The organism is Tardiphaga sp., from assembly GCF_028290495.1.
Classification (GTDB): domain Bacteria; phylum Pseudomonadota; class Alphaproteobacteria; order Rhizobiales; family Xanthobacteraceae; genus Tardiphaga.
Map to the genome: position 1 here is coordinate 57,564 of NZ_JAQGJT010000124.1, position 23,322 is coordinate 80,885.

A 23,322-nucleotide genomic window follows, 5' to 3' on the forward strand; every position below is an offset into this window, starting at 1 on the left:
GACGCTGCGCCGCAGCAATGCAAGATGTGCGGCTCAAGCGGGCTCCCGCCCGGCATCCGTCGAGATCGCTTCCACCGTGCGCGCTACGAGATCCACCACGCCGTCCGAACGTGCGATTCGGACCTCCCTGCCGGTGGCGGTGAAGTTGCCTAACGGAGTGGAGAACGCGACGCTTGGCAGTGTCGCATAGCTTCTCGGAACGACGATCTGCATCAATGGATCGTTTGCTGCGCGACCCTCAGCACATCGATCCGGTTCCAGGGCTTCGGCATGAACAGCGCGCCGTGGGGCAGGCCCGGCACGCGCGCGGCGCCGGAGGTGACGATGACATGCATGTCGGGATAACTCTCCTTGGCGATATGGGCCAGTTCGACGCCGTCCATCAGGCCCGCCAGTTCCTCATCGGTGTACACCATCGACACGGTATCACCGGACTCTTCCAGCACCAGGGCTGCGGCCTCCGCGCTTTCACACTCGATGACGTTCATTTCGCTTTCTTCAAGTAGTATACTCACCAGCTCGCGCTGCAATCCGTCGTCCTCGACCACATCAGTGCGGTTGTTCGGTGTGCATAAGCCATGTGGAACTCCCTGGTTGTTGATATCAGGGGCAATGCACCAGTCCACTGGCGGTTCATATAAAAGTGAGGTTCCGCTGCTCAACAAAGTTGCAAACTGAATGCGTTGCTTCTTGGCCGTCAGGAACTAGCCGCGTTCGTCTACCTGTCGCATCATCTGCGGCAGCAGGAACGGTGTTCCATCGGGCGTGCGCTCGACGATCACGTCGATCCCGAACACGCCGCGAATCACATCGGCGGTGATGGTATCAACCGGAGTGCCTTCTGCCTTGAGATGCCCGTCGCGCAGTACGACGATCCGGTCGGCGAAGCGGACCGCGAGATTGAGGTCATGCAATACGGCAACGACGGCCGTGCCGGCCTGGGCGCGACGTCGCGCGATCTCGACCAGCGCGATCTGGTGCTTGAGATCGAGGCTCGAGGTTGGTTCGTCGAGCAGCAGCACGCCGGGCCCATGCAACGCCTCGCCGCAGGCGAGCTGCACCAGTACGCGCGCGAAATGTGCGCGCTGCTGCTCGCCGCCCGATAGTGTCGGCAGTTCGCGGTGGCGGAAATCGTTGAGGCCCACTTCGCCGATCGCCGCATCGACCAGCGCCTGCGACACGGCCAGCGACTGGCTGCCGCGGCCCATCCGCACTATCTCTTCCACCGTAAAGGGAAAGCTGACGCTGACATGCTGCGACAGCATCGCGCGCCGCAGCGCCAGTTGTGACGGCGTATAGCTCGCGATGGAGCGGCCGCCGAGGCTGACGACGCCGCGCGTCGGCCGCAGATCGGCGGATAGCAGGCGCAGCAGCGTCGACTTGCCGGCGCCGTTGGGGCCGACGATGGCAACCATCTCGCCCGGCATGATCCGCAGATCGACGTGATCCAGCAACGTCGCCGCGCCGACTACGACCGAGACCCCGGAGGCTTCCAGCACGGCGCTCACAGCCCCACCAGCCCGCGTTGCCGCAGCAGGATCAGCAAGAACATCGGCGCGCCGACCGCAGCGGTCAGAATGCCGATCGGCATTTCGGCGGGCGCGACGATGCTGCGCGCCAGCGTATCGGCGCCGACCAGCAGCACCGCGCCGAGCCCGATCGAGGCCGGCAGCAGCAACCGGTGGCCGGGTCCGATCAGCAATCGCAACAGATGCGGCACCACGATGCCGACGAAGCCGACCACGCCACAGACCGAGACCGCAGCGCCGGTCATCGCCGACACCAGCACGATGCAGATCCGCTTCAGCCGCTCGACATCGACGCCGGCATGAAACGCCTCCGATTCACCGAGGATCAGCACGTCGAGCCCGCGGTGGATGAAGGCCATCGCCACGGCGGCCAGCAGCAGAACTGGCGCGAGGATCAGCGCCTTGCTCCAGGTCGCGCCGCTCAGCGAGCCGAGCATCCAGAAAGTGATGTCGCGCAACTGTCGGTCGTCGGCGACGAACACCAGCATGCCGATCCCGGCATTGGCGATTGCGGCGATCGCGATGCCAGCCAGCAGGAAGATCGCGATCGAGGTGCGGCCGCCGCGGCTGGCGATCTTGTATAGCAGCATGGTGGTGCCGAGCGATCCAAGGAAGGCAGCGAGCGGCAGCAGATAGGGCTGCAGAAATAGGATATGGCTGGCGAAGCGGCTGTCGCTGATCACGATTGCGCTGGCCGCGGCGAGTGCGCCGCCGCTGGCGACGCCGACTAAAGCGGGATCGGCGAGCGGGTTGCGGAACAACCCCTGCATGATCGCGCCGGCCGCGCCCAGCATGCCGCCGATCATCGCGGCTACCGCGATGCGCGGAATCCGGATCGACCACAGGATCAACTGATCGCGCCCGGCAAGCGCGCTGCCGGCCTCGGGGGCTATCAGCCCCAGCGCCGCCGGCAATCGCGCCAGGGGAATCCCGGCCGCGCCGACGGTGGCGGCGAGCAGCATGGTCAGCAGCAACGCGGCGAACAAGCCGCTCAGCACCAGCCATGTCGGCGGGCGCCGCAGCCTCACCGCGGTATCCGTGGGAACGTCGACAACGCTCATCTTACTGGCGGCAGTTGACGGTTAGCGACGCCGGCTGGAAGCTTGCGGCCTCCGCGGCGACGGCAGGATTGAGCTTCATCGCCAGATCGCGGGCGGCGGCGGCGGTGCGCGGGCCGAAGCCGAGCAGATAGAGACCGTCCATCGCGACGAAGCTCTTGCTCTTGGCGGCCGGTGTCAGCGCAAAGGCGGGGCTGGCGAACACCGCATCGGACTGTACGCTGTCCTTGCCGCGCTCCATTGACAGCACATGGTCGGGTCGGGCTGCAACGATCGCCTCGTCGTTCATCATCTTGTAGCCATCGAAACTGTCGCCGACATTCACGGCGCCGGCCAGCCTGATGATCTCGTCGGCTGCGGTCTTGCGGCCCGCGACCATCGCGCGGCCGTCGAGGAACGACATCACGAACATCACACGGGGAGGGGACTTTACCTTGGCGCGGATCGTGCGCAGCCAGTCGAGATCGCCAGACACTGCCGAGGCGAGGCATTCGCCGCGCTGCTCGACACCGGCGACGCGCGCGACCAGCCGGATCTTCTCCAGCATGCCGGATTCGGTAAAATTCTCCGGCACCATGATTAACGGCACCTTGGCGGCGTCGATCACCTCGATGGTTTCCTTCGGCCCGGCGCCGGCGATCGCCAGCACCAGTTGCGGGTTGAGGCCGAGTACGCCTTCGGCGGAGAGCTGACGCATATAGCCGACGTTCGGCTTGTCGGCCATCGCCTTCGGTGGATACAGGCTGGTGGTATCGACCGCCACAATGCGGTGCTCGACGCCGAGTGCATAGAGGATTTCCGTCACCGCGCCGCCGATCGAGACGATCCGGGTCGGGTGCCCGATTGCGACGTCGCGGCCGCGCGCATCATGGATAATGACGTCTTCCGCCACAGCCCTTGCTGGCAGCGCCAGCGTGCAGGAGATCGCAACGCAATGAATCGCCAGAAATAGTTTGCTGCGGGACGATGCCAGGCCGCAGCTCATTTGGTGAGTATCAGCTTGTTCTGGAACGTCAGCCGCAGCCGGTAGATATCGTCGCCATGGCTGATCAGCAGTTCGCGCTGGTCGGCAAACAATTCGCGGCTGTCGATTCGATTTCCTGTGACCACGACGTTGCGCTCAACTGCTTCTGTCATCTGTAGCGCTGGTGCGACACCGGCTGGCGTGTTCGTTTCCATTACGTCCAAATACCCTTGACCCGAAAGTTCTTGCCGACGTTATAGTTTGTCGTACCGCAGCGCCAAGCGTGACAGTCTACAATTGATATAAACAACGGCCGCGCTTGCTTGACCCCTCGCGATCCGGTCCGTATTCCAATAGTGGCGATATTGGGGAAATCTGAAGTATCGCCATCAAAGCCAGCAAGCCACTGCCTCGCGCAGCGCCAGCCAGCCAGCCGACATCATCTTCAGTTGGGGTATAAAATGGCTTTTGGGGTCTTGAGGGCGCGCGCCTTGTTGGGCGCGTCGATCGTATCATTGTGCGTGGTGTTTGCGCATTCCGGTTACGCGCAGGCGATTTCGCCGCCGGCCAATGCCGTGCAGCCGCAAAAGCCGAAGCCCGCCAAGAAGAAGCGTGTTGCCGTCGCCGCGCCGACGGAGCAGGTCCGTAACGCGCAGGCGCAGGCGTTGCGTTCGGGGCAATCGCTCGACGAAATCACCGTGACCTCTTCGAAGACGCAGGAGCGCGCGATCGATGCGTTGGCGCCGAGCAGTGTCGTCAGTCTGGAGAAAATTCAGTTGCAGCAGCCCAACCGGCTGAGCGACCTGTTCTACAATATTCCCGGCGTCTGGATGCAGGATCGCGGCGACGACGCCTCGACTGCCATTAACATCCGCGGCCTGCAGGACTTCGGCCGCGTCGCCGTCATCGTTGACGGTGCGCGCCAGAACTATCAGCGCACCGGCCACAATGCCAACGGCTCGTTCTTCCTCGATCCCGAACTGATCGGCAGTGTCGATGTGACGCGCGGTCCGACCGCCAACGTCTATGGCTCTGGCGCCATCGGCGGCGTCGCCTCGTTCCGCACCAAGGATATTCAGGACGTGCTGCGTCCCGGCGAGCGCTGGGGCGTTGATGTGAGCGGCTCCTACGGCTCCAACAGCAACCGTGGCCTGGGCTCAGTGTTCGGCGGCGTTCGCGTCGATCCGACCGTCGACGTGTTTGGCGGTGCGGTCTACCGCACTCAGGGCAATTTCAAGGATGGCTCCGGCACCGAGGTCGGCAACACCGGCAACGACATCGCCGCCGGCCTATTGAAGGTCACCACGCGCCCGGCCGAAGGTCACGAAATCAAGTTCGGCGCCATGTTCCAGGACTACAGCTATACGATGGGGCAGATGAACCGCGGCGATGTGTCCACCACGGCGCTGCGAACCCTGAACCAGGGCTCGTCGGTCTATGCATCGGACGCCAAGAACTACACGGGCACCGTGAGCTGGAAGTACTCAAAGCCCGACGACATGCTGTTTGACTGGAACATGTCGCTGTACGGCAATCGTACCGACAATGACCAGACCAAGACTTACCACTACAGTACCTCGGGCGGAGCCTTGTGCGGCACGGGAAATTTCGGCAACAATATTTCCGGTTGCGTCGGCGACAGGCGCGGCTACGTGCTCGACACCATCGGATTCGACGCCAGCAACACCTCCCGATTCGATTATGGCAACTGGCGGAACGCCGTGACCTACGGTTTCGACATCTTCAACGACAAGGTCGTCACCTCCGACAGCCGCGGCAATTCCAATATCACGACGCCGAGCGGTGAGCGCACCGTTTCAGGCGGCTTCATCCAGTTGAAGAACAACTATTCGTCCTGGCTCGAAGTGGTCAGTGCGCTGCGTTACGACCGTTACGAGTTGAACTCGACCGGCGTGGCCGGGGGTGGCAACACGTCGTCGAGCGGCGACCGCCTGTCGCCGAAGATCACCGTCGGCGTCACGCCGGTGGCAGGCTTCACGCCTTACGTCAGCTATGCCGAAGGCTACCGCGCACCGTCGATCACCGAGACCCTGATCGCTGGCGCTCACGCTTCCGGCGGCGGCCCGAGCTTCTTCACCTGCGCCGACGGCACCTCGGGCGTGTTCTGTTTCCTGCAGAACCCGAACCTTCGCGCCGAAGTAGGCAAGAACAAGGAAGTCGGCGTCAACCTGAAGTACAATGACGTCTTCACCTCGGGCGACAGCATCCGCGCCAAGTTCAACTTCTTCCGCAACGATGTCGGGGACTATATCGACCTCGTCGGCTCGACGCCCGAACTGACCGCGTTCGGCTTGTTCAGCCGCAACTACCAATACCAGAACATCGCCAATGCCAGGATCGAGGGTTTCGAAGCCGAAACCGCCTATGATGTCGGTCTGTGGTTCGCCGGCGTAGGCGCCACCGTCCAGCGCGGCAAGAACACCGAGACCAATATCGGTCTGGCGACGATCCAGCCGCGCAAGATCACCACATCCGGCGGCGTCAGGCTGCTGGACCGCAAGCTGACGATCTCGGCACAGTGGGCGTCGGTGGCAGCCAACAACGACATCCCTGTCGGCTACTCACCATCCACCGCCTACGACCTCGTCAATCTCTACGTGGCTTACCAGCCGACCCGGGATATCACGCTGAACTTCTCGGTCGATAATCTGCTCAACCAGTATTATCGCCCCTATGCCGTTCCCGGTAATTCCCTGGATGGCACGACACAGAACGACGCGCTGTGGACCAGCGCCGGTCCCGGCATCGTCTACAAGGGTGGCCTGAAGATCCATTTCGGCGGCGCATGATCGCAGCCTGACAACGTCGTAAACCTCAAGAAATCGCGTTCATGTCCGGGCGCGATTTCCGTTATGATCCGTAGCAATACCAACAAGGAGATGTTCCATGTTCATTGCGATGAACCGTTTTCAGGTCAAGATCGGCTCCGAACAGGCGTTCGAGAACATCTGGGCGACCCGCGAATCCTATCTCAGCGAACTGGCGGGCTTCATCGAATTCCATATGCTGAAGGGGCCCGTCGCTGAGGACCATACGCTGTACTCGTCGCACACCACCTGGGCCAGCAAGGCCGACTTTGAGGCCTGGACCAAGTCTGACCAGTTCCGTAAAGCGCACGCCCGCGCCGACAACAGCTCGCCCGGCGCCAGCCTGTATCTCGGTCACCCCAAGTTCGAAGGGTTCGAGGTGATCCAGTCCGAGCGCAAGACCAGCGTCGCGGCCTGAGCATGACCACCGCTGTGTTTGATGACCTCGCCACCTACATGCGCGACAACCCCGGTGCCGTGATCGAGGACGTCGCGCGCACGCGCAACGTCACGCCGCGCGTGGTGCTGGAGGCGTTGCCGTCGGAAATGGTGACGATATCAAGCGCCGCCGATGCCTTCGTCACGGCGATGCAGGACATCGCCGGCTGGGGCGAGGTGACGCTGATCATCCACACCGACGACGGCATCTTCGAGATCACCGCGCCGGTCTCGGAAGGTCAGATCGGCCACGGTTACTTCAACCTGATGAGTCCGAAGGGCCTGCACGGCCATCTCAGGCATTCGCGCTGCGGCGGTGTCGCCTTTGTCGAGCGGCCGTTCATGGGCAAGTCGTCGGCCTTCGTCGCGTTTCTCAACGTCGACGGCGGCGTGATGTTCAAGGTGTTTGTCGGCCGCGACGAGACCCCTGCCTTGAAGGCCGACCAGCTCGAACGCTTCCGCGCGCTGGCCCGCACTATCGCCGGCTGAGCTGCGCATTCGATCTGCGCCGACACGTTGCTTCCGCGGCTGAAGTTCAGCCGCGGAAATCGATTGCGCGCAGGATGATGCCGGGCGGTTTGCCCTCGAGTTCAACCGCGTTGAACTTTTGCGAGGCGCGTGCGCCGATCTGGTCGCGTAGCCGCAGGAATTGCTGCTCGCGTTGACCAGCCGGCGTCCGCTTGGCGCCCTCGATCTGGTCCATCGCATCGGTGGTGATCGCGCAGGGCACGCTGGTGGCGTTGTCCATCATCGTGAACAGCACGACCGAGCGGTCGATGTCGTAATCGGTGAAGCCTGCGTCGGTCAGTGCCATCTGGTGAACTCCCCGAGGCTTATTTGCGCTTCAAGGGCGGATTGAGCTCGGCGATCTTGCTCAGGCAATCCTTCTCGGTGGCATGCGGGCCAGTGACGAAGGTGCCGCTGACCTTGGTCGAATACCATCCGGCGCCACAACCGAGGCGGAGCGATTCTTCGGTCTCGACGTGACGCGACAACAGGTTCTGCATGAAATTTCCTTTGGGTGACTTTCACGCTGCGCCCTTTCCGGGCGAATAGCCATCGCTATGTGCGTTGGCCACCCAGTGAGCGTCAGGCCCCCGCAAGCACCGTCTTGCGGTACAGCGCGCTGTAGCTGGCCGCGGAAATGTTCCAGCTGAACGATTTCGACATCGCGCTGCGGCGCATCGAATTGAGGCGGTCCTTCGAACCGAACGTTGCGAATGCCCGTAAAATGCCGCCGAGGAAGGATTCGGTGGATGGCTTGGTGAACAAGAAGCCGGTTTCGCCGTCGACGATGGTTTCGGCGAGGCCACCGGTCTGGTGACCGATCGGCAGCGAGCCGAAGCGCTGCGCATACATCTGGCTGAGGCCGCAGGGCTCGAAGCGCGACGGCATCAGCGTGAAGTCGGAGCCGGCGAAGATGCGGCGCGCCTCGCGGTCGTTGAAGCCGATCGCCACGCCGATGGCATCCGGGCGACGGCGATGCGCGGCCATCAAGGCTTGCTCGATTTCCGGCTCGCCGGTGCCGGTGACGACGATCTGCCCGCCCGCGGAAACAATGGCGTCGGCCGCCGACAGCACGAGATCTACGCCCTTTTGATGTACCAGCCGGGCGACCAGACCGAAAATAGGCCCGCGCGATAGCGCGAGCCCGAATTGCTGGCGGACACCGTCGGCGTTCGCCCGTTTGGCTTCCCAGTCGCCGGCGCCGAACGGCCGCATCAGCTCGGCGCAGACGCGGGGGTCCCAGCTCTCGTCGATGCCGTTCAGGATGCCGGTGAGTTGCGAGGCGTTGGATCGCTTGCGCAGCAGGCCTTCCAGCCCGCAGCCCAGTTCCGGCGTGGTGATTTCGCGGGCGTAGGTCTCGCTGACCGTGGTGAGGTGTGACGAATAGTTCAGTCCGCCCTTGAGGAACGACAGCTTGCCGTAGAATTCCAGCCCGTCGATGTGGAAGGACTCCACCGGCGCGCCGATCCGGCGTATCGCCTCCTTGGGAAACAGGCCCTGATAAGCGAGGTTGTGAATGGTCAGGATGGTCGGGATCTTGACGGCGTTCCAGGCCAGGTAGGCTGGCACCATCGCCGACTGCCAGTCATTGGCGTGGACGAGGTCGGCCGACCAGTTCGGGTCGAGCTTGCCGGCGGCGAGCAAAGCGGCAGCTGAGGCGAAACGGCCGAAGCGGATGTCGTTGTCGATCCAGTCGCGGCCGCAGGCGTCGCCATAGGGGTTGCCGGGGCGGTCATAAAGCTGCGGGCAGAGCAGGATGTAGACCGGCATGCCGTCCTTGGTCGCGGCGAGGCCGAGCTTGCAGGCCGGCATCTCCGCCAGCGCCGGCGCTTCGCCGACCACTTCGATGCTTTGGAACTGGGAAACCACGCTGCGGTAGCCCGGCAGGATCACCCTGACGTCGGTCCAGATCCGCAAAGCCCGGGGCAGGGCGGCAGAGACAGCGGCAAGGCCTCCCACCCGTATGAAGTCGTCGATCTCCGGAGTGGCGAACAGAACCCTCAAGAAGTGCCCTCGTGCCAGCGTTTGCCGCGGTGACGTAAACCTTGTTCCGCTCGCGATTGGTGCCTGGGGGAACCCGAAAGCGGGTAGAACCGGATGTTACTTGCAGTGCAAAAAACTCTCTCTGCACTGCACTATAGCACACGACTTAATACGCCATTGCGAAATAGAAACGTGTTGCTGAAGATTTTTTCAGACGGTCACGACGGCCGGACCACCAGCCGCAGGAAGCTCATCACGCAGCCGACGGCGGCAAATCCGGCGCCGAGCGCCAGCGCCCAGGTCGCGCCTTGGTGGCCGACCATGCCGAAGCAGAACGCCGCAAGGGCTGCGCCCGTGGTCTGGCCGGTCAGCCGCGCGGTGGCGACGATGCCGCTGGCGCTGCCGCTACGCCCGGCAGGTGCGCTCGACATCAGCGCCTTCATGTTCGGCGCCTGGAAGAAGCCGAAGCCGGCGCCGCAGATCACCATCCGCCAGACGATGTTGGTGATGCTGGGTTCCGGCGGCAGCATGGCAAGTAAGGCCATGCCGACGCCGAGCATCGCCAGTCCGATGCCGCCGAGAATGCCGGCGGGATAACGGTCCGACAGCCGGCCGGCAATCGGCGCCATGATGCCGACGACCAGCGGCCACGGCGTCAGGAAGAAACCGGTCTCGACCTGTGAGCGGTGCAGCACGTCTTCGAAGTAGAACGGCAGCGACACGAAGGCGAGGCCCTGTACCGAGAACGAGCAGATCGCGGTCGCCGCCGACAGCGCGAACACCGGCCGACGGAACAGGTCGACCGGCAGCATCGGCGCGGGATGGCCGGCCTGGCGGCGCAGCAGCAGCCAGCCGAACAGCAGTCCGAACGCCAGTTCGGCGATCACCACCGGCGCGGCCGTCTGATGCGCGGCGCTGCCAAGACCGAGGATCAGCAAACCGAGGCAGCCCGCTGCCAGCAGCGCGCCGGGAAAGTCGAAGGCGTGCGTCGCCCGTGACATCTTCGGCAGCGTCTTGAGTCCGATCGCGATCGCGATCAGGCCGAACGGCAGGTTGATGGCGAACAGCCACGGCCACGTCGCCACCGACAGGATCGAGGAGGCGATGGTCGGCCCGAGCGTGAAGGAGGTAGCCACCACCAGCGCGTTGTGGCCGAAACCGCGGCCAAGCATTCGCTTCGGATAGACGAAGCCGATCAGAGCGGTGTTGACGCTCATGATGCCGGCCGCCCCCAATCCCTGCAATACGCGGGCGACGAGCAAGGTTTCCAGAGACCACGCCAGTGCGCAGGCGACCGACGCTGCGGTGAACAGCACCAGCCCGCCGATATAGATGCGTTGATGGCCGACGATCTCGCCGAGTGCGCCGAGCGGCAGCAGGGTGGCGACCATCGCGATCTGATAGACATTGACGACCCAGATGACGTCGGCCGGGGTGGCGTGCAGGTCGGCGGCGATGGCGGGCAACGCGATATTGGCGATGGCCGTATCCAGCGAAGCCATGGCCAGCGCGGTGAAGATTGCCAGCGTTGCCCAGCGCCGCTGCTTGGTGGACAGGCCATCGGCCGGAGAAAGGTCGGGCGGCGCTAATCCATCAGCCATCGCAAAGAGTCCTCGGCCGGCGCAGAAAAGGGCGGCCGGGGAACGCTATGTAGGATGGATGGACAAACGTCTACAGCCACCGTTCTGCATGAGGCATATGCGCCACCTCCGGTGCGCCCAGCGACGTGCTAGCCGGCCTTGCCGCGCGCCGGCTTGAACCAGACGCCGGAGGCCACCGCGCCTGCGATCAGGCTGCCATAGATGACCAGCGCGATGGTGAGCGCAACGAACAGCCAGGTCAGCGATCCCGTCAGTCGGAGCGCCAGCCAGCCGCCGCCGACCGAGATCGTCAGCCGCAGGATGCCAGCGGCCAGCGGCCAGATCATCCGGCCCGCGCCTTGCGAGGCAAAATACAGCGACAGGCCGAGGCCGAAGAAGCCGTAGGCCGGGCCGACGATGCGGAGATAGGCGCTGCCGGTCTCGATCATCTGCGGGTCGTTGCCGAACAGGCCGAGCCAGGCCGCAGGCCAGATCGCGGCGGCAAGACCCACGGTTTCGGTCAGCGCGAACACCATCGCGCCGCCGATCAGCGCCACGCGTAACGCGCGCGCCTCCTGTCCCGCACCGATATTGGTGCCGACCAGCGCCACCAGCGGTCCGCCGAAGCCGAATGCCAGCGGCACCATCAGATATTCCAGCCGCACCCCGGTGCCAAAACCCGCCACCGCCTCGCCGCCGGCCGTGGCGCCGACCAGCGCGGTGGTCAGCAGCACGGTGAGGCTGGTCTGCAACGACACCACGGCGGCGATGGCGCCGACCCGGAGGATGTCGGCGGAGAGGTCCCAGCGCAGCCGTGCCCATTTGAAGCGCACGATACAGCGGCCGGACAGGATGTAGCCGGCCAGCACGGCGGCGACGATCGCCGTGGTCAGCACCACGGCCCAGCCGCCGCCGGCGATGCCCAGCGCCGGGATCGGTCCCCAGCCGAAGATCAACAGCGGTGACAGCGGGATCAGCAGCACGACGCCGATGCAGATCGAGAGCGAGGGCACCAGCATGTTGCCGGTGCCGCGGATGATACTGGCCAGGGCGTTCATCAGCCAGACCAGTACGCAGCCGCCGAACACCACGTTGGAGTATTGCATCGCCGCCTCGAGTGCGCCGCCTTGGACGCCCATCGCCTGGTACAGCGGCCGGCCCCAGATCAGGAACAGCGCCGAGCCGAACAGGCCGAGCGCGACGTTGAGCGCGGCGGCGTGCATCACCAGCGCCTCGGCATCCTGATGGCGGCGTGCGCCGAGCGCGCGTGCTATCGCCGAGGAAATGCCGCCGCCCATCGCGCCGGCCGACAGCATCTGCATCATCATGAAGCCGGGGAACACCACGGCCATCCCGGTCAGCGCGTCGGTGCCGAGATGCGACACCCACCAGGTCTCGATCAGCCCGGTGGAGGCCTGCGCCAGCATCACCAGCAGGTTGGGCCATGCCATCTTCAGCAGCGTGGAGACGATCGGCGCCTGCAGCAGTATCCGCGTTCGCGGGTTCATCTCAGGCGCGGCGGTCGCGGCGATGATCGCCTGCGGGGGATCGAGCTTCATGGCGTGCCGTCCTGTGAGATCGCGGGGGTCTTGCGTGGCTTGCCCAGCCGCCGCTGCACGCCCGGACCCGCAGCAGGGCCGGCGGCATTGGCGTGGGTGGCGTCGGTGATCGGCTTGCCGGTGACGCGGTCGACCAGGATCGGATCGGCAGGCAGACCGGTGCTCAGGTCAATCAGCATCACGCTCGCGCCTTCAGGCGCGAAGTGTTTGTTGCCCCATGCCTGGAGCGACAGCAGGATCGGCCGGAAATCCCGTCCGCGGGGGGTGATGATGTATTCGTAGCGGGGCGGCTTCTCGCAATATAGCCGCCGCTCCAGCAGCCCCGCCTCGACCAGCGCGGTCAGGCGCCGGGTCAGGATGTTCGGGGCGATCTGCAGGTTTTTCTGAAACTCGTCGAACCGCGTCATGCCGCGGATGGCGTCGCGCAGGATCAGGATGCTCCACCACTCGCCGACGCGCTCAAGGCTGCGGGCGATCGGGCACTGCATTTTTTCAAAGCTTTTGCGCTGCATCGCGGCAGGATAGCCTAGTGACTATTGTCATGCAAGTCACTAGGCGGTCTGTAATCTGGATAGCGCCCACGGTCGACGCTGGCGCGCGGACCATCGACCTATCAGGGCTATGAAGAGCTATCCGACCATCCGCTCGCGGCCGACCCAGAAGCTCGCGCGCAGCGCCTTCTTGTCGATCTTGCCGACGCCGGTCATTGGCAACTCGCTGACGAACTGGATGTGCTTGGGCGCATGCGCCGAGCCCTTGCGCGCCTTGACCAGGTCGATCAGTTCCTCCGCGCTCGGACTTGTACCGGCGCGGGCGACGATGATCGCGGTGACGGCCTCGCCCCATTTGTCGTCGGGCACGCCGACCACCGCGCACATCGCCACGTCGGCATGGCTGGTGAGGACATCCTCGACCTCCCGCGGGAAGATGTTGAAGCCGCCGGAGACGATCATGTCCTTCTTGCGGTCGAGGATGAACAGGTAGCCGCGCTCGTCGGCTCGCGCGATGTCGCCGGTGTGCAGCCAGCCATTCTTCAGAGTCTCCGCGGTCTGCGCCGGCCGCTTCCAGTACTCCGCCATCACGTGTGGCGCCCGCACGCAGATTTCGCCGGAATCGCCGGTGGCGACCTCGTTGTCGTCATCGTCGAGAATCCTGACGTCGCAGGCGGCGATCGGAAAACCGCACGACAGGAACAGCTCCGGCTGTTTTGGATCGTGATCGGCCTTGCGTAGCACCGAGACCGGGTAGCATTCGGTCTGGCCATAGAGCTGCGAGAACACCGGGCCGATCCGTTCGATGCCTTCAACCAGCCGGCTCGGTGACATCGGCGACGCGCCGTACAATACCAGATTAGCGACGAAAGGTCGGTGCGCGCCATCGCCGGATGATCGAGCAGCACGTAGACCATGGTCGGCACGAACAGCGTGAAATTGATCTTCTCGCGCTCGATGGTGTGCAGCACGGCTTCGGGGTCGAAGCCTTTCAGCATATGCACGGTGCCGCCGCGGATCAGCGCCGGGAGTACCTTGGTGCCGGCGACATGGCTGATCGGCGCGACGGTGAGATAGCGTGGTGTATCTGGGATCTCGAAATCGGCGAGGATCGCGTTCGCGAAGCCGGCGACCTCGCGGTGGTAACGCAGCGCGCCTTTGGATTTTCCGGTCGTGCCGCCGGTGTAGTTCAGCACCGCGATGTCGTCGGCATTGGCAAAGTCCCGCGCGGTAGCGGTGCCGCCGGATTCGGCGGCGGTGAGCAGGTCGATGCCGTAACCGGCGCGGCCGAGCGTGAAGACATGGCGCAGGCCCTGCGCGCGCGTGGCCAGTTCGCCGCCGCGCTGCAGGAAATTGTTCGCGTCGATCACCAGAATTTCCGCGCCGCAATCCTCGATCTGGTCGATCTGGTCATCCAGTGAACCCAGCGGATGCAGCCACGAAATGCCGAAGCGCGAGAGTTGCGCGGCGACGCCGACGCACCAGGTCTCAGCGCGGTTGGCGGTTAGAAGCGCCACGCGGGTGCCAGGCTGGGCGCCGAGGTTCATCAAGATGTTCTGGAAGCGCCCGATCATGTCGGTGGCGCCGCTGTAGCTCAGTGAGCCGCCGGGCCAGCTGAAGGCGATGCGGTCGGGATAGCGCGCCAGCGCCCGCAACGTCTGTGCGCCGACCGTTGGAAACGTATTGAGCAGGCCGCCCATCGTTCTCTCCCTGTATTTTGTGATTGGCCTTTGATCGTGCCAATCTTGCATTCAGGCTAACGACGAAATCGATGCGGGGAAACACAAACCCGCACAGACCGGGGGGCCATCCTTGAAAACCTTCGATCCACTGCTGCGGCTGCGCAGTCGCCTGCAATTGCCGTTGATCGCAGCACCGATGTTTCTGGTCTCCGGCGTCGAACTCGTCGTCGCCGCCTGCAGCCACGGCGTGATCGGTTCGTTTCCGACCGCGAATTGCCGCAGCGCAGAGCAACTCGATCAATGGCTGACCGAAATGGCTACGCGGCTGCAGCAACATGCCGATGCCAGCGGCCGGGCGACCGCGCCGGTCTGCGCCAACCTGATCGTGCATCGCTCCAACAGGAGGCTCGCCGACGACCTCGCGGTGTTGCTGCGCCATGCCCCCGAACTGGTGATCACCTCGGTGGGATCGCCAGCGCCGGTGCTGGCGCAATTGCATGACGTCGGGGCCCTGGTATTCGCTGACGTTGCCAGCCTTCGTCACGCCGAGCGCGCGATCGAGGCGGGCGCCGACGGGCTGGTGCTGCTGACGGCCGGCGCGGGCGGCCAAACCGGATGGCTCAATCCCTTCGCATTCGTTCGCGCGGTACGGCAGTTCTTCGAAGGTCCGATCGTGCTGGCCGGTGGCATCGGGGATGGCCACGCGCTGCGTGCCGCGCAGGTGCTGGGTTGCGACCTCGCTTACATGGGCACCAAGTTCATTGCGACCCAGGAGAGCATGGCCGATCTACGTTACAAGGAGATGCTAGTGGCCAGCAGCGCCGACGATATCCTGCTGACGCGGGCCTTCACCGGCCTGCAGACCAACATGCTGCGGCCCTCGCTGGTCGCGGCCGGTCTTGACCCCGATACGTTGCCGGAGCGTGGCACTATCGACGTAGCCAAGGATATCGACGTCGGCGCTCGGGAGAACCGCCCGGTTCGGTGGCGCGACATATGGAGCGCCGGGCACGCGACCTCCGGCGTCAACGCGGTGCTGTCGGTCGCGGAACTGGTAGGCCAGACAGCCATTGAGTACCGGGCCGGCTGATTGTTCCGCGCCCTTCATCTCTGCTAGGGTCGTCCCGTGCCGCGGGTGGCGCCATTTCGGTTTTTCAGGAGAATTTGATGCGCAAGTTTTTGACGGTGCTGGCCGCGTTGGCGACCCTCAGCCTGACCAATTGCGGCTACAACGCCATCCAGAGCACCGACGAGCAGGTCAAGTCGTCGTGGTCGGAAGTGGTCAACCAGTATCAGCGCCGCGCCGATCTGGTGCCCAATCTGGTCAATTCGGTGAAGGGCTTCGCGCAGCAGGAAAAGGATGTGCTGCTCGGCGTCACCAATGCCCGCGCCAAGGTCGGCAGCGTCCAGGCGACGCCGGAAGTGCTGAACGATCCCGCCGCCTTCCAGAAATTCCAGGCGGCGCAGGGCGAATTATCCAGCGCGCTGTCGCGGCTGCTGGTGGTCACCGAGAACTATCCGCAGCTCAAGTCGGACGCGCTGTTCACCAACCTGATGGCGCAGCTCGAAGGCACCGAGAACCGTATCACCGTGGCGCGCAACCGCTACATCAAGACGGTGCAGGAGTATAACGTCGGCGTGCGCACCTTCCCGAACAACATCACGGCGATGCTCTTCGGCTACAAGGAGAAGCCGAACTTCTCCGTCGCCAATGAGAGCGAGATCTCGACCGCGCCGAAGGTCGATTTCAATGCCCCGGCGCCAGCCTCGACTCCCGCGCCTGCGGCTCCCGCCAAGTAGGCGGGTAACCGCGGATGACCGCGATCAAGGCGCTCAGGGCAGGCCTGCTGGCGTTGCTGCTATGCTGGAGCGTCGCCGCTCTGGCGGACGTCGCGGTGCCCGCGCTCAGCGGACGCGTGGTCGATCGCACCATGACGCTAAGCCAGACCGAGCAGGCGGCACTCGACAGCACGCTTAAGGACTTCGAAGCCCGCAAGGGCAGTCAGGTCGCGGTGCTGATCGTGCCAACCACCGCGCCGGAATCTATCGAGCAGTTCTCGATCCGCGTCGCCGAGGCCTGGAAGATCGGCCGTCGCAAGGTCGATGACGGCGCGATCCTGGTGGTCGCCAAGGACGACCGCAAACTGCGCATCGAGGTCGGCTACGGCCTCGAAGGCGCGCTGACTGACGTTACGTCCAAACGCATCATCGACCAGATCATCACGCCAAAATTCAGGACCGGCGATTTCGCCGGCGGCATCACCGCGGGCGCCGACGCGATCCTGAAAGTGATCGATGGCGAACCGTTGCCGGCGCGAGAGGTAAGCCAACCGCAGACCAACTGGAAAGGCATTGATGCGATCGAACAGTTCGCGCCGTTCCTACTGTTCGGCGTCCTGATCTTCGGCCGCGTTCTGCGCCAGATCTTCGGGCGCCTGTTCGGCTCGCTGGCGACCGGCGGAGTGGTAGCGGTAGCGGTCTGGTTTATCGCCGGCACCTTACTTCTTGGCGGCGTGCTCGGCGTGGTCGCCTTCGTGTTCACGCTGGTCAGCGATGCCTTGCTGGCAAACGGCGGAGGCGGCGGTCGCCGCGGCGGCGGATATATTGGCGGCGGTGGCGGATCGTGGTCGTCGGGTTCCTCGAGCAGTGGCGGCGGGTTCAGCGGCGGCGGTGGTAGTTTCGGTGGCGGCGGCGCGTCGGGGAGTTGGTGATGGGCATCACACGCATCGGCAAACATCTGCTCGGCAACCGCTCGCGGGTCCGCAAGGCGTTCCCCCCGAAGGCGCTGGCGGCGATCGAGCAGGCGATTAAGGCCTCGGAGGCTGGTCACGCCGGCCAGATCCGTTTTGTGGTCGAAGGCGCACTCGACGGCGCGCCACTGTTTCGCGACCAGACCGCGCGGGAGCGGGCGATCGACGTGTTCTCGCAATTGCGGATCTGGGATACCGAGCACAATAACGGCGTGCTGATCTATCTGCTGCTCGCGGACCGCGACGTCGAGATCGTCGTCGACCGCGGCATCGACGCGCGTGTCGGCGAGGCCGGCTGGGAAGCGATCTGCCAGGCGATGGAAGCCGAGTTCCGCACCGGCCATTTCGAGCGCGGCGTGATCAACGGCATCCACGCCGTGACGCAGCATCTGGCACGGCATTTTCCGCGCGACGGCGTGGTGATCAACGAACTGCCGGACGCGCCCGTGGTGATGTAGAGCGAGGCATTTCTACGCTGCCACCGAGTCCCTTGTCGCAACCCGCGCGAACCATGCCGCGATATGGCTGTTCGCTTCGTCGAGCGGCTGGCCGACCTGGCCGGCGAAATCCACCCAGCAGTACAAAACGATATCCGCCACCGTGAAGCGCTCGCCGCAGAGGAACTTCTTGCCGGCGATCTGGCCGTCGAGCCAGCGGAGCCGGTCGGCGGCGATCTTCTTGATGCCTTCCGCGCCTTCCGGCACGCAGACGATGCGGCTCTCGAAGCGCTTCAGACCATTGCTGAAGCGATAGCCGTTGGCGATGTGCTGGCAGATATTGAGATCGATGCGCTGTCGCCACATCCGCGTCTCGGCGCGCTGCTGCGTCGTGCTGCCGATCAGAGCCGGCGCCGGCTGGACCTCCTCAAGATATTCGCAGATCGCCACCGTCTCGGAGACAAACGATCCGTCGTCCAGTTCGAGTGTCGGCATCTGGCCGTACGGATTGCGCACCAGATGCGCCGCCTCGCGGTTCTCGCCGGCGGCGAGATCGACACGCTGTACCGGCAGGCGGAGGCCCTTCTCGGCCAGAAACATCCTGACCACGCGCGGGTTCGGTCCGATCGAATCGTACAGTCTCATGCGTTTCCCCTGAACTTTATTGGCTTCCTTTTGACGAAATGGCGGGGGAAGCGTCAAGCCGGTTCCCGGCCCGCGACGATCGGTGAAATTTCCGTAACCAGGGCTGCCGGTAAGGATTTGGCAAGCAATGAAAGTTACCAAATGGTTCATCCTTTCCGGAGCATTTGCCGTGAGCGACAGCCAAACCAATCCCCCCGGCGATTCCAGCGCCGACGCCGCCTCCGAGGCGGTTCATGTCGATGCGCCGAACCTGGCGCCCGGGCATCACGAAGCGCCGCGGATTGAAGCGCCCAAGGCGAAATCGCCGTACCCCCCCGGCAAGATCATGATTATGTCGCCGCAGCGCGAGCGGACATGGGAGGATTTCGTCAAGGAAGCCGACCAGGAGCCCGAATCCCACGCCGAGCACGCGCCGCGCAAGCGCCGGATCTCCGCCGTCGCAATGGTGATCGCGCTGGCCGCCGTCACCGGCGCCATTGGCGGTTCGCTGGCGACCGCCGGTCTCGGCCAGGTGTTTGGCCGCGACGACAACAGCAAGACGGCCAGCCGTGCGCTGGAAGAAACGGTGATGCGGCTCGACGCCGACATTGCAGCACTCAAGATCAGTACCGAGCGCGCCGGCAAGCAGGCCGCAGCCCAGTTTGGCAAGACCACGGACCGTCTCGACCGTGTCGAGAAGGCACAGGCCGAACCGGCCGCGAAACTCGCCAAGCTGAGCGAGACCGTGGCTAAACTCGGCGAGACCGTCGAAAAGCGCGCCGCAGCGCCTGCGCCGTCCCTTGCGCCGGTCGCCTCGGTTCCCGCCAAGGAAGTGACCGGCTCGATCCCGGCGCCCGCGCCCGCAGCGAAGCCGGAAATCGCCCGGATGCCGACGGTGGAAGGCTGGAACCTGCTTGATGTCGGCAACGGCGGCGCCACCATCGAAGGCCGCGCCGGCGTGTTCGAAGTCTATGCCGGCGATCCCGTCCCGGGCCTGGGCCGTGTTGATGCGATCCGCAAGCAGGACGGCCGTTGGGTCGTCGTTACCAGCAAGGGCCTGGTCGTCGCGCGCTGATGCGTTGACGGCGGTTTTCGGCTAGTTTCCGGGACGTGCCGGCACGAGGCCGGTACGTGTCGGAAACAGCCCGTGCGATTTTGTGTCGCGATCACAGTCCTGCTTCTTGTGCTCGTGCCGAACGATGTTCGGGGCGAGACCTTTGAACGCGGGCTGGCCGTTACCGATCTCCAGACGCTACACGAACTCGATGGCGAACGCCTCGGCCTGAACCGGATGCTGGGTCTGTCGCGCGCCGCGCCGTTGACCAATGACGCCCTGTTCGCGCTGCCGTCGATGGCACCGCTGCGCCGCGCGCTTGACGCCGAATTCAAGCGCTACATCGAGCGCCACGAAGCGACGCTACCGCGCGAGACCATAGGCATCGGCGCGCCCCATGATTTTCAATTGTTCGATTCGTCGAAGCTGTATTCGGCCGATACGCGCTTCGTGTTGGCCGGCATCATCAATCGCATGGACCGGGCCTATGTCGCGCCGGAGACCTGCGGCGAGATACGGCTGATCTACCGGCTGACGCAGATCGGCGAAACTGCGCCGTCACGGCTGCCGATGACGCTCAATCTGGTGCTTCGGGCGAGGCTGCCCGCCGACACGCTGGGCTGCGCCGAGATCGCGCGACGCTGGCTCGCGTCCGATCCGCCGCTGGCTTTGCTGACGTCCGATCAAATCGACCGCATCGAGACCAATTTGCAGATCGCGCACGCGCCGAAATCGGCGAGCCGCGAATTCCGCACCGACTATCTGCAGAAGGTGTTTCGCTATGATCCCGCGAACCGGAACTTTGTCGAAGCGCCGCTTGAAAACCAGATCGACCGCGATCGGCTTTTGGGCGACGCCGCGCTCGCGCAGGATTTCAAGGCGTGGCTGCTCGCTCCCGAAAACCTCGCCGTGTTCGATGCCGGCACCATTCTCATTCCCGATCGGTTTCTTGCGACGGGCTCGGTGGCTTCGACGCCGGCCGGCCTTGCGCGCTCCGCCTTGCAACCGTCGTTCGGTCTGATGCAGTCCGACGACGCCGGCCGTCATGCTGTTTTCACCGACGATGACGTGGTGACCGCCCTGCGCGCAAGCGCGCGCGGCATCGCCCTGCAAAACATCCGATCGCTGGCCGGCTTTGCGCGGCGACTGAATGACATCAGTTGCGGTGGCTGCCATCAGGTGCGCGGCATCGGCGGCTTTCATTTCCCTGGCGCCGATGCGCTGGCGCCGGCATCATCGACCGCGGTCGTGCCAGCCTCGCCGCATTTCACCGGCGATCAGCCGCGCCGCCGCGATATCCTCAATGCGATGCGCGACGGTATCGCGCCCGATTATTCCCGGGGATTCTCCGACCGGCCGCAATTGCCGCGAAGCCACGCGCTCGCCGGCAGTGAAGTGCTCGATGGCTGGGGCGCGACTTGCTACCGGCCGCGGGCCAAGCCTGCCGATAATGACGCCAGCTTTAAGTTATGGAATTGCGCCGAGGGCCTGTCATGCCAGCCGGTTGGCGCCGACGAGATGGCTCACATCGGCATGTGCTTCGTGAAGTAGGAGGAATGGCGCGATGGACAAAGCCGAGAAAGACAATAAGGAGCGCGACATCACCATCGCCGGGAATGAAAGCGCGCGGCAGACCGGCGGCGATATCCGTGTCAGCACCTGGACGATCGCGTTCACGGTGCTGGTCGCGCTGGCCGTGTTCGGCTGGATACTGACGCGCTAACGAAGGGTCTCTCCCCGCTTGACGAAGCTCGGCTTCGCGCGGCGGGGAGAGGCCGCAATCAGTCGCGCATCAGCCCGGCATAAGCACGGTGTTGACGACGTGGATCACGCCGTTCGACTGGTTGACGTCGGCGATCGTCACGCGGGACATGCCGCCCTTGGCGTCCACGATCCAGATCTTGCCCCCCGAATGCTTCACGGTGAGCTGTTCTCCCTCGACGGTGGTCAGCTTCTTGCCGTCGGTGAGATCGGCGGCGTTCATCTTGCCGGCGACGACATGATAGGTGAGGATTTTGGTGAGCGTCGCCTTGTTCTCCGGCTTCACCAGCGTCGCGACGGTGCCCTTGGGCAACTTGCCGAACGCGGCATTGGTCGGCGCGAACACGGTGAACGGACCGGCGCTGGAGAGCGTGTCGACCAGGCCTGCGGCCTTCACGGCGGCGACCAGCGTGGTGTGGTTCTTGGAGTTGACGGCGTTCTCGACGATGTTCTTCGACGGATACATCGGCGCGCCGCCGACCATTACGGTGTTCTCGCCCTTCATCATCTTGGCGGAGGCGGACTCCAGGAAGCTCGCCGAAATCATCAGCGTGCTGAAGGCGGCGAATGAGAGCAGGGCAATGCGCTTGGACATGTGATCGTCTCCCGTTGGGTGGTCGAACCGCCAGCGAGAATTCGCCAGCGAGCTGATCGGATAGGTAGCGCAGCGGCTGCCGCGTTATCACCAGCAGCTACGACGTCTGCGAGAAACGGTTTCACAAACGAAAAACACCGCCGAGGCGGCGGTGTTTTGTTGTCGGGATGAAACTTTTTCGCCATTGCGGCGTAAAGGCGGGGGGCTAACCGACCGTGCCGGCCGCCCGCAGCGCCGCAATAGCGGCATCGTCGAACCCCGCACCGCGCAAAATCTCGTCGCTGTGCTGGCCGATCGACGGCGGCAGCCGCGGCTTCTTCTTGGTGCTGCCTTCGACCCAGATCGGGCTGTTGATGGTCATGATGTTCGAATCCTCGAACGGGATCAGGACGTCGTTGTCCTTCATCTGCTGGTCGTTCGGGATGTCATCGAGAATGCCGACGACGCCGAAAATGAGTCCCTTGCCGTCGAGCCGCGCGCGCCATTCGGGCCAGTCGCGTGTCGCGAAAACTTCATCGAGCACCTCGATCAGCTCGACCGAGCGCGCATGGCGGTCCGGCTTGGTGGCGAAGCGCGGCTCGTTCGTCAGGTCGTCGCGGTCGAGGCAGCGCGTCAGCACCGGCCACTGCTTTTCTTCATTGAGCAGCGACAGCATGATCCAGCGGCCGTCGCGGCATTTGTAGTGGTTGGTGACAGCGTTGAGCGCGCGCTCGCGCGGCCGCCGTTTCTCGAAGGTCGCATCGACCAGCTTGGCTTGCGCTAAAACGCTGGAAGACCACACGCCGTTGGCCATCAGGTTGGATTTCACCAGGCTCCCCTTGCCGGTGCGCTCGCGCTTGTACAATGCGGTGACGATGGCGCCGAACAGCGCCATCGCGCAGGGATGGTCGCCCATGCCGGCGATCGAGCGCGCAGGCGTGGTGTCGTCGTCGGCACGGACCAGATCCATCAGGCCGGAGCGCGCCCACCATGCAGTCGAGTCGAAGCCGGGCTTGTCGGCTTCCGCGCCGCGGTCGCCGTAGCCGGTGAAACAGGCATAGACCAGACGCTCGTTGAGCGGCGCCAGATCGGAATAGGCCATCTTCAGGCGCTGGCGCACCGGCGGCGGAAAATTGGTGATGAACACATCGGCTTCGGCGACCAGCTTGTAGAGGACTGCCTGTCCCTCCGGTTTCGCCAGATCGAGCGCCAGGCTCTTCTTGTTGCGGCTCTCCATCATCCACGCGTAGTTGTGCTCGCTCTTGGGATAGCCGGGCAGGTTGGGCAGGTTGCGGTAGGGGTCGCCGGCGCCGGGCGGTTCGATCTTGATGACGTCGGCGCCGAAATCGGACAGCACGGTGGCCGCGGCCGGTGCTGCGATGAAGCTCGCGCAATCCAGAACCTTGAGGCCTTTGAAAATGCCGTCATCCATGTCGTTACTCTCCGTGATTTTTTTTCATTGCCGCAAGCCGGAATTCGTCCGCTGCTGGACGCTCCCGATTT

The 23,322-nt window shown here is 64.4% G+C and carries 25 protein-coding genes and 1 pseudogene; 10 read left to right on the plus strand and 16 right to left on the minus strand.

All coding sequences use genetic code 11. The annotated features are described in order from the left end of the window. Positions 1–33: 33 nt before the first annotated feature. From JWQ24_RS18380 to JWQ24_RS18405, 6 genes are all read right to left on the minus strand, one after another. Positions 34–213 (minus strand): hypothetical protein, encoded by a 180-nt coding sequence (locus JWQ24_RS18380; protein ID WP_299811116.1) that lies wholly within the window; start codon positions 211–213, stop codon positions 34–36. After that, entirely contained in the window at positions 213–626 is a 414-nt protein-coding gene (locus JWQ24_RS18385; RefSeq protein ID WP_366521455.1) for a response regulator, read from the minus strand. The genes JWQ24_RS18380 and JWQ24_RS18385 overlap by 1 nt, the downstream gene beginning before the upstream one ends. Positions 627–704: 78 nt before the next feature. Next, the gene (locus tag JWQ24_RS18390) at positions 705–1,508 is read right to left on the minus strand and encodes a heme ABC transporter ATP-binding protein (protein ID WP_299811119.1); all 804 of its coding nucleotides are present in this window, start codon (positions 1,506–1,508) and stop codon (positions 705–707) included. After that, positions 1,505–2,590, minus strand: a complete 1,086-nt coding sequence (locus JWQ24_RS18395) for an iron chelate uptake ABC transporter family permease subunit (RefSeq protein WP_299811122.1) — start codon at positions 2,588–2,590, stop codon at positions 1,505–1,507. Before JWQ24_RS18395 ends, JWQ24_RS18390 begins: the two co-directional genes overlap by 4 nt. Before the next feature lies 1 nt (position 2,591). Further along, positions 2,592–3,572 (minus strand): hemin ABC transporter substrate-binding protein, encoded by a 981-nt coding sequence (locus JWQ24_RS18400; protein ID WP_299811124.1) that lies wholly within the window; start codon positions 3,570–3,572, stop codon positions 2,592–2,594. After that, on the minus strand, positions 3,569–3,766 hold the full coding sequence (locus JWQ24_RS18405) for a hemin uptake protein HemP (protein ID WP_299811126.1): 198 nt from the start codon (positions 3,764–3,766) through the stop codon (positions 3,569–3,571). Before JWQ24_RS18405 ends, JWQ24_RS18400 begins: the two co-directional genes overlap by 4 nt. Positions 3,767–4,012: 246 nt before the next feature. Between JWQ24_RS18405 and JWQ24_RS18410 the strand changes: the two genes are divergently transcribed. From JWQ24_RS18410 to hutX, 3 genes are all read left to right on the plus strand, one after another. Next, positions 4,013–6,361: a TonB-dependent hemoglobin/transferrin/lactoferrin family receptor gene (locus JWQ24_RS18410; RefSeq protein ID WP_299811129.1), complete on the plus strand. Its 2,349-nt coding sequence runs from the start codon at positions 4,013–4,015 to the stop codon at positions 6,359–6,361. A 97-nt stretch (positions 6,362–6,458) separates the two neighbouring features. After that, positions 6,459–6,797 (plus strand): antibiotic biosynthesis monooxygenase, encoded by a 339-nt coding sequence (locus tag JWQ24_RS18415; RefSeq protein ID WP_299811131.1) that lies wholly within the window; start codon positions 6,459–6,461, stop codon positions 6,795–6,797. A gap of 2 nt (positions 6,798–6,799) precedes the next feature. After that, positions 6,800–7,306: a heme utilization cystosolic carrier protein HutX gene (hutX, locus tag JWQ24_RS18420; protein ID WP_299811134.1), complete on the plus strand. Its 507-nt coding sequence runs from the start codon at positions 6,800–6,802 to the stop codon at positions 7,304–7,306. A gap of 46 nt (positions 7,307–7,352) precedes the next feature. On the opposite strand, the gene JWQ24_RS18425 is transcribed toward hutX, so the two are convergent. The 7 genes and pseudogenes from JWQ24_RS18425 to JWQ24_RS18460 form a co-directional block, all read right to left on the minus strand. After that, positions 7,353–7,631, minus strand: a complete 279-nt coding sequence (locus JWQ24_RS18425) for a DUF1488 family protein (protein ID WP_299811136.1) — start codon at positions 7,629–7,631, stop codon at positions 7,353–7,355. Between the two features lie 19 nt (positions 7,632–7,650). Beyond that, a complete protein-coding gene (locus tag JWQ24_RS18430) occupies positions 7,651–7,824 on the minus strand; it encodes a hypothetical protein (RefSeq protein ID WP_299811139.1) in 174 nt (57 codons plus the stop codon). An 82-nt stretch (positions 7,825–7,906) separates the two neighbouring features. Next, on the minus strand, positions 7,907–9,328 hold the full coding sequence (gene glgA / locus JWQ24_RS18435) for a glycogen synthase GlgA (protein ID WP_299811141.1): 1,422 nt from the start codon (positions 9,326–9,328) through the stop codon (positions 7,907–7,909). Between the two features lie 197 nt (positions 9,329–9,525). After that, a complete protein-coding gene (locus JWQ24_RS18440; protein WP_299811143.1) occupies positions 9,526–10,908 on the minus strand; it encodes an MFS transporter in 1,383 nt (460 codons plus the stop codon). A 128-nt stretch (positions 10,909–11,036) separates the two neighbouring features. After that, the gene (locus tag JWQ24_RS18445; protein WP_299811145.1) at positions 11,037–12,446 is read right to left on the minus strand and encodes an MATE family efflux transporter; all 1,410 of its coding nucleotides are present in this window, start codon (positions 12,444–12,446) and stop codon (positions 11,037–11,039) included. Then, complete coding sequence (locus JWQ24_RS18450; protein WP_299811147.1) at positions 12,443–12,934, minus strand: helix-turn-helix domain-containing protein; 492 nt, start codon at positions 12,932–12,934, stop codon at positions 12,443–12,445. Before JWQ24_RS18450 ends, JWQ24_RS18445 begins: the two co-directional genes overlap by 4 nt. A 141-nt stretch (positions 12,935–13,075) precedes the next feature. Further along, positions 13,076–14,637: pseudogene (locus tag JWQ24_RS18460) on the minus strand (AMP-binding protein). A gap of 112 nt (positions 14,638–14,749) precedes the next feature. Here JWQ24_RS18460 and JWQ24_RS18465 point away from each other — a divergent pair. From JWQ24_RS18465 to JWQ24_RS18480, 4 genes are all read left to right on the plus strand, one after another. After that, positions 14,750–15,709, plus strand: a complete 960-nt coding sequence (locus JWQ24_RS18465) for a nitronate monooxygenase (protein ID WP_299811149.1) — start codon at positions 14,750–14,752, stop codon at positions 15,707–15,709. A 77-nt stretch (positions 15,710–15,786) separates the two neighbouring features. Continuing rightward, positions 15,787–16,419 (plus strand): LemA family protein, encoded by a 633-nt coding sequence (locus JWQ24_RS18470; RefSeq protein ID WP_299811151.1) that lies wholly within the window; start codon positions 15,787–15,789, stop codon positions 16,417–16,419. Positions 16,420–16,433: 14 nt separating this feature from the next. Continuing rightward, on the plus strand, positions 16,434–17,330 hold the full coding sequence (locus JWQ24_RS18475) for a YgcG family protein (protein WP_299811153.1): 897 nt from the start codon (positions 16,434–16,436) through the stop codon (positions 17,328–17,330). Further along, positions 17,330–17,827 (plus strand): TPM domain-containing protein, encoded by a 498-nt coding sequence (locus tag JWQ24_RS18480; RefSeq protein WP_299811155.1) that lies wholly within the window; start codon positions 17,330–17,332, stop codon positions 17,825–17,827. The genes JWQ24_RS18475 and JWQ24_RS18480 overlap by 1 nt, the downstream gene beginning before the upstream one ends. Positions 17,828–17,839: 12 nt before the next feature. Here JWQ24_RS18480 and JWQ24_RS18485 read toward each other — a convergent pair whose 3' ends face one another. Continuing rightward, positions 17,840–18,451 carry a glutathione S-transferase family protein gene (locus JWQ24_RS18485; RefSeq protein ID WP_299811157.1) on the minus strand — a complete coding sequence of 204 codons (612 nt, stop codon included), beginning with the start codon at positions 18,449–18,451 and terminating at the stop codon, positions 17,840–17,842. Positions 18,452–18,620: 169 nt separating this feature from the next. Between JWQ24_RS18485 and JWQ24_RS18490 the strand changes: the two genes are divergently transcribed. The 3 genes from JWQ24_RS18490 (at position 18,621) to JWQ24_RS18500 (ending at position 21,207) form a co-directional block, all read left to right on the plus strand. Continuing rightward, the gene (locus tag JWQ24_RS18490) at positions 18,621–19,505 is read left to right on the plus strand and encodes a hypothetical protein (RefSeq protein ID WP_299811159.1); all 885 of its coding nucleotides are present in this window, start codon (positions 18,621–18,623) and stop codon (positions 19,503–19,505) included. A gap of 72 nt (positions 19,506–19,577) precedes the next feature. Next, a complete protein-coding gene (locus JWQ24_RS18495; protein WP_299811161.1) occupies positions 19,578–21,035 on the plus strand; it encodes a hypothetical protein in 1,458 nt (485 codons plus the stop codon). Between the two features lie 13 nt (positions 21,036–21,048). After that, complete coding sequence (locus JWQ24_RS18500; RefSeq protein ID WP_299811164.1) at positions 21,049–21,207, plus strand: hypothetical protein; 159 nt, start codon at positions 21,049–21,051, stop codon at positions 21,205–21,207. A 69-nt stretch (positions 21,208–21,276) separates the two neighbouring features. On the opposite strand, the gene JWQ24_RS18505 is transcribed toward JWQ24_RS18500, so the two are convergent. Then, positions 21,277–21,840: a fasciclin domain-containing protein gene (locus JWQ24_RS18505; protein ID WP_299811165.1), complete on the minus strand. Its 564-nt coding sequence runs from the start codon at positions 21,838–21,840 to the stop codon at positions 21,277–21,279. 205 nt (positions 21,841–22,045) lie between these two features. Next, entirely contained in the window at positions 22,046–23,251 is a 1,206-nt protein-coding gene (locus JWQ24_RS18510) for a CoA transferase (RefSeq protein WP_299811197.1), read from the minus strand. Positions 23,252–23,322 lie beyond the last annotated feature (71 nt).

Bases quoted from the DNA above. Each gene is read 5' to 3' on its own strand.
- JWQ24_RS18380 (WP_299811116.1), bottom strand. From the start codon at position 213: ATGCAGATCGTCGTTCCGAGAAGCTATGCGACACTGCCAAGCGTCGCG.
- JWQ24_RS18395 (WP_299811122.1), bottom strand. From the start codon at position 2,590: ATGAGCGTTGTCGACGTTCCCACGGATACCGCGGTGAGGCTGCGGCGC.
- JWQ24_RS18400 (WP_299811124.1), bottom strand. From the start codon at position 3,572: ATGAGCTGCGGCCTGGCATCGTCCCGCAGCAAACTATTTCTGGCGATT.
- JWQ24_RS18405 (WP_299811126.1), bottom strand. From the start codon at position 3,766: ATGGAAACGAACACGCCAGCCGGTGTCGCACCAGCGCTACAGATGACA.
- JWQ24_RS18410 (WP_299811129.1), top strand. From the start codon at position 4,013: ATGGCTTTTGGGGTCTTGAGGGCGCGCGCCTTGTTGGGCGCGTCGATC.
- JWQ24_RS18415 (WP_299811131.1), top strand. From the start codon at position 6,459: ATGTTCATTGCGATGAACCGTTTTCAGGTCAAGATCGGCTCCGAACAG.
- hutX (WP_299811134.1), top strand. From the start codon at position 6,800: ATGACCACCGCTGTGTTTGATGACCTCGCCACCTACATGCGCGACAAC.
- JWQ24_RS18425 (WP_299811136.1), bottom strand. From the start codon at position 7,631: ATGGCACTGACCGACGCAGGCTTCACCGATTACGACATCGACCGCTCG.
- JWQ24_RS18430 (WP_299811139.1), bottom strand. From the start codon at position 7,824: ATGCAGAACCTGTTGTCGCGTCACGTCGAGACCGAAGAATCGCTCCGC.
- JWQ24_RS18440 (WP_299811143.1), bottom strand. From the start codon at position 10,908: ATGGCTGATGGATTAGCGCCGCCCGACCTTTCTCCGGCCGATGGCCTG.
- JWQ24_RS18445 (WP_299811145.1), bottom strand. From the start codon at position 12,446: ATGAAGCTCGATCCCCCGCAGGCGATCATCGCCGCGACCGCCGCGCCT.
- JWQ24_RS18450 (WP_299811147.1), bottom strand. From the start codon at position 12,934: ATGCAGTGCCCGATCGCCCGCAGCCTTGAGCGCGTCGGCGAGTGGTGG.
- JWQ24_RS18470 (WP_299811151.1), top strand. From the start codon at position 15,787: ATGCGCAAGTTTTTGACGGTGCTGGCCGCGTTGGCGACCCTCAGCCTG.
- JWQ24_RS18475 (WP_299811153.1), top strand. From the start codon at position 16,434: ATGACCGCGATCAAGGCGCTCAGGGCAGGCCTGCTGGCGTTGCTGCTA.
- JWQ24_RS18480 (WP_299811155.1), top strand. From the start codon at position 17,330: ATGGGCATCACACGCATCGGCAAACATCTGCTCGGCAACCGCTCGCGG.
- JWQ24_RS18485 (WP_299811157.1), bottom strand. From the start codon at position 18,451: ATGAGACTGTACGATTCGATCGGACCGAACCCGCGCGTGGTCAGGATG.
- JWQ24_RS18500 (WP_299811164.1), top strand. From the start codon at position 21,049: ATGGACAAAGCCGAGAAAGACAATAAGGAGCGCGACATCACCATCGCC.
- JWQ24_RS18505 (WP_299811165.1), bottom strand. From the start codon at position 21,840: ATGTCCAAGCGCATTGCCCTGCTCTCATTCGCCGCCTTCAGCACGCTG.
- JWQ24_RS18510 (WP_299811197.1), bottom strand. From the start codon at position 23,251: ATGGATGACGGCATTTTCAAAGGCCTCAAGGTTCTGGATTGCGCGAGC.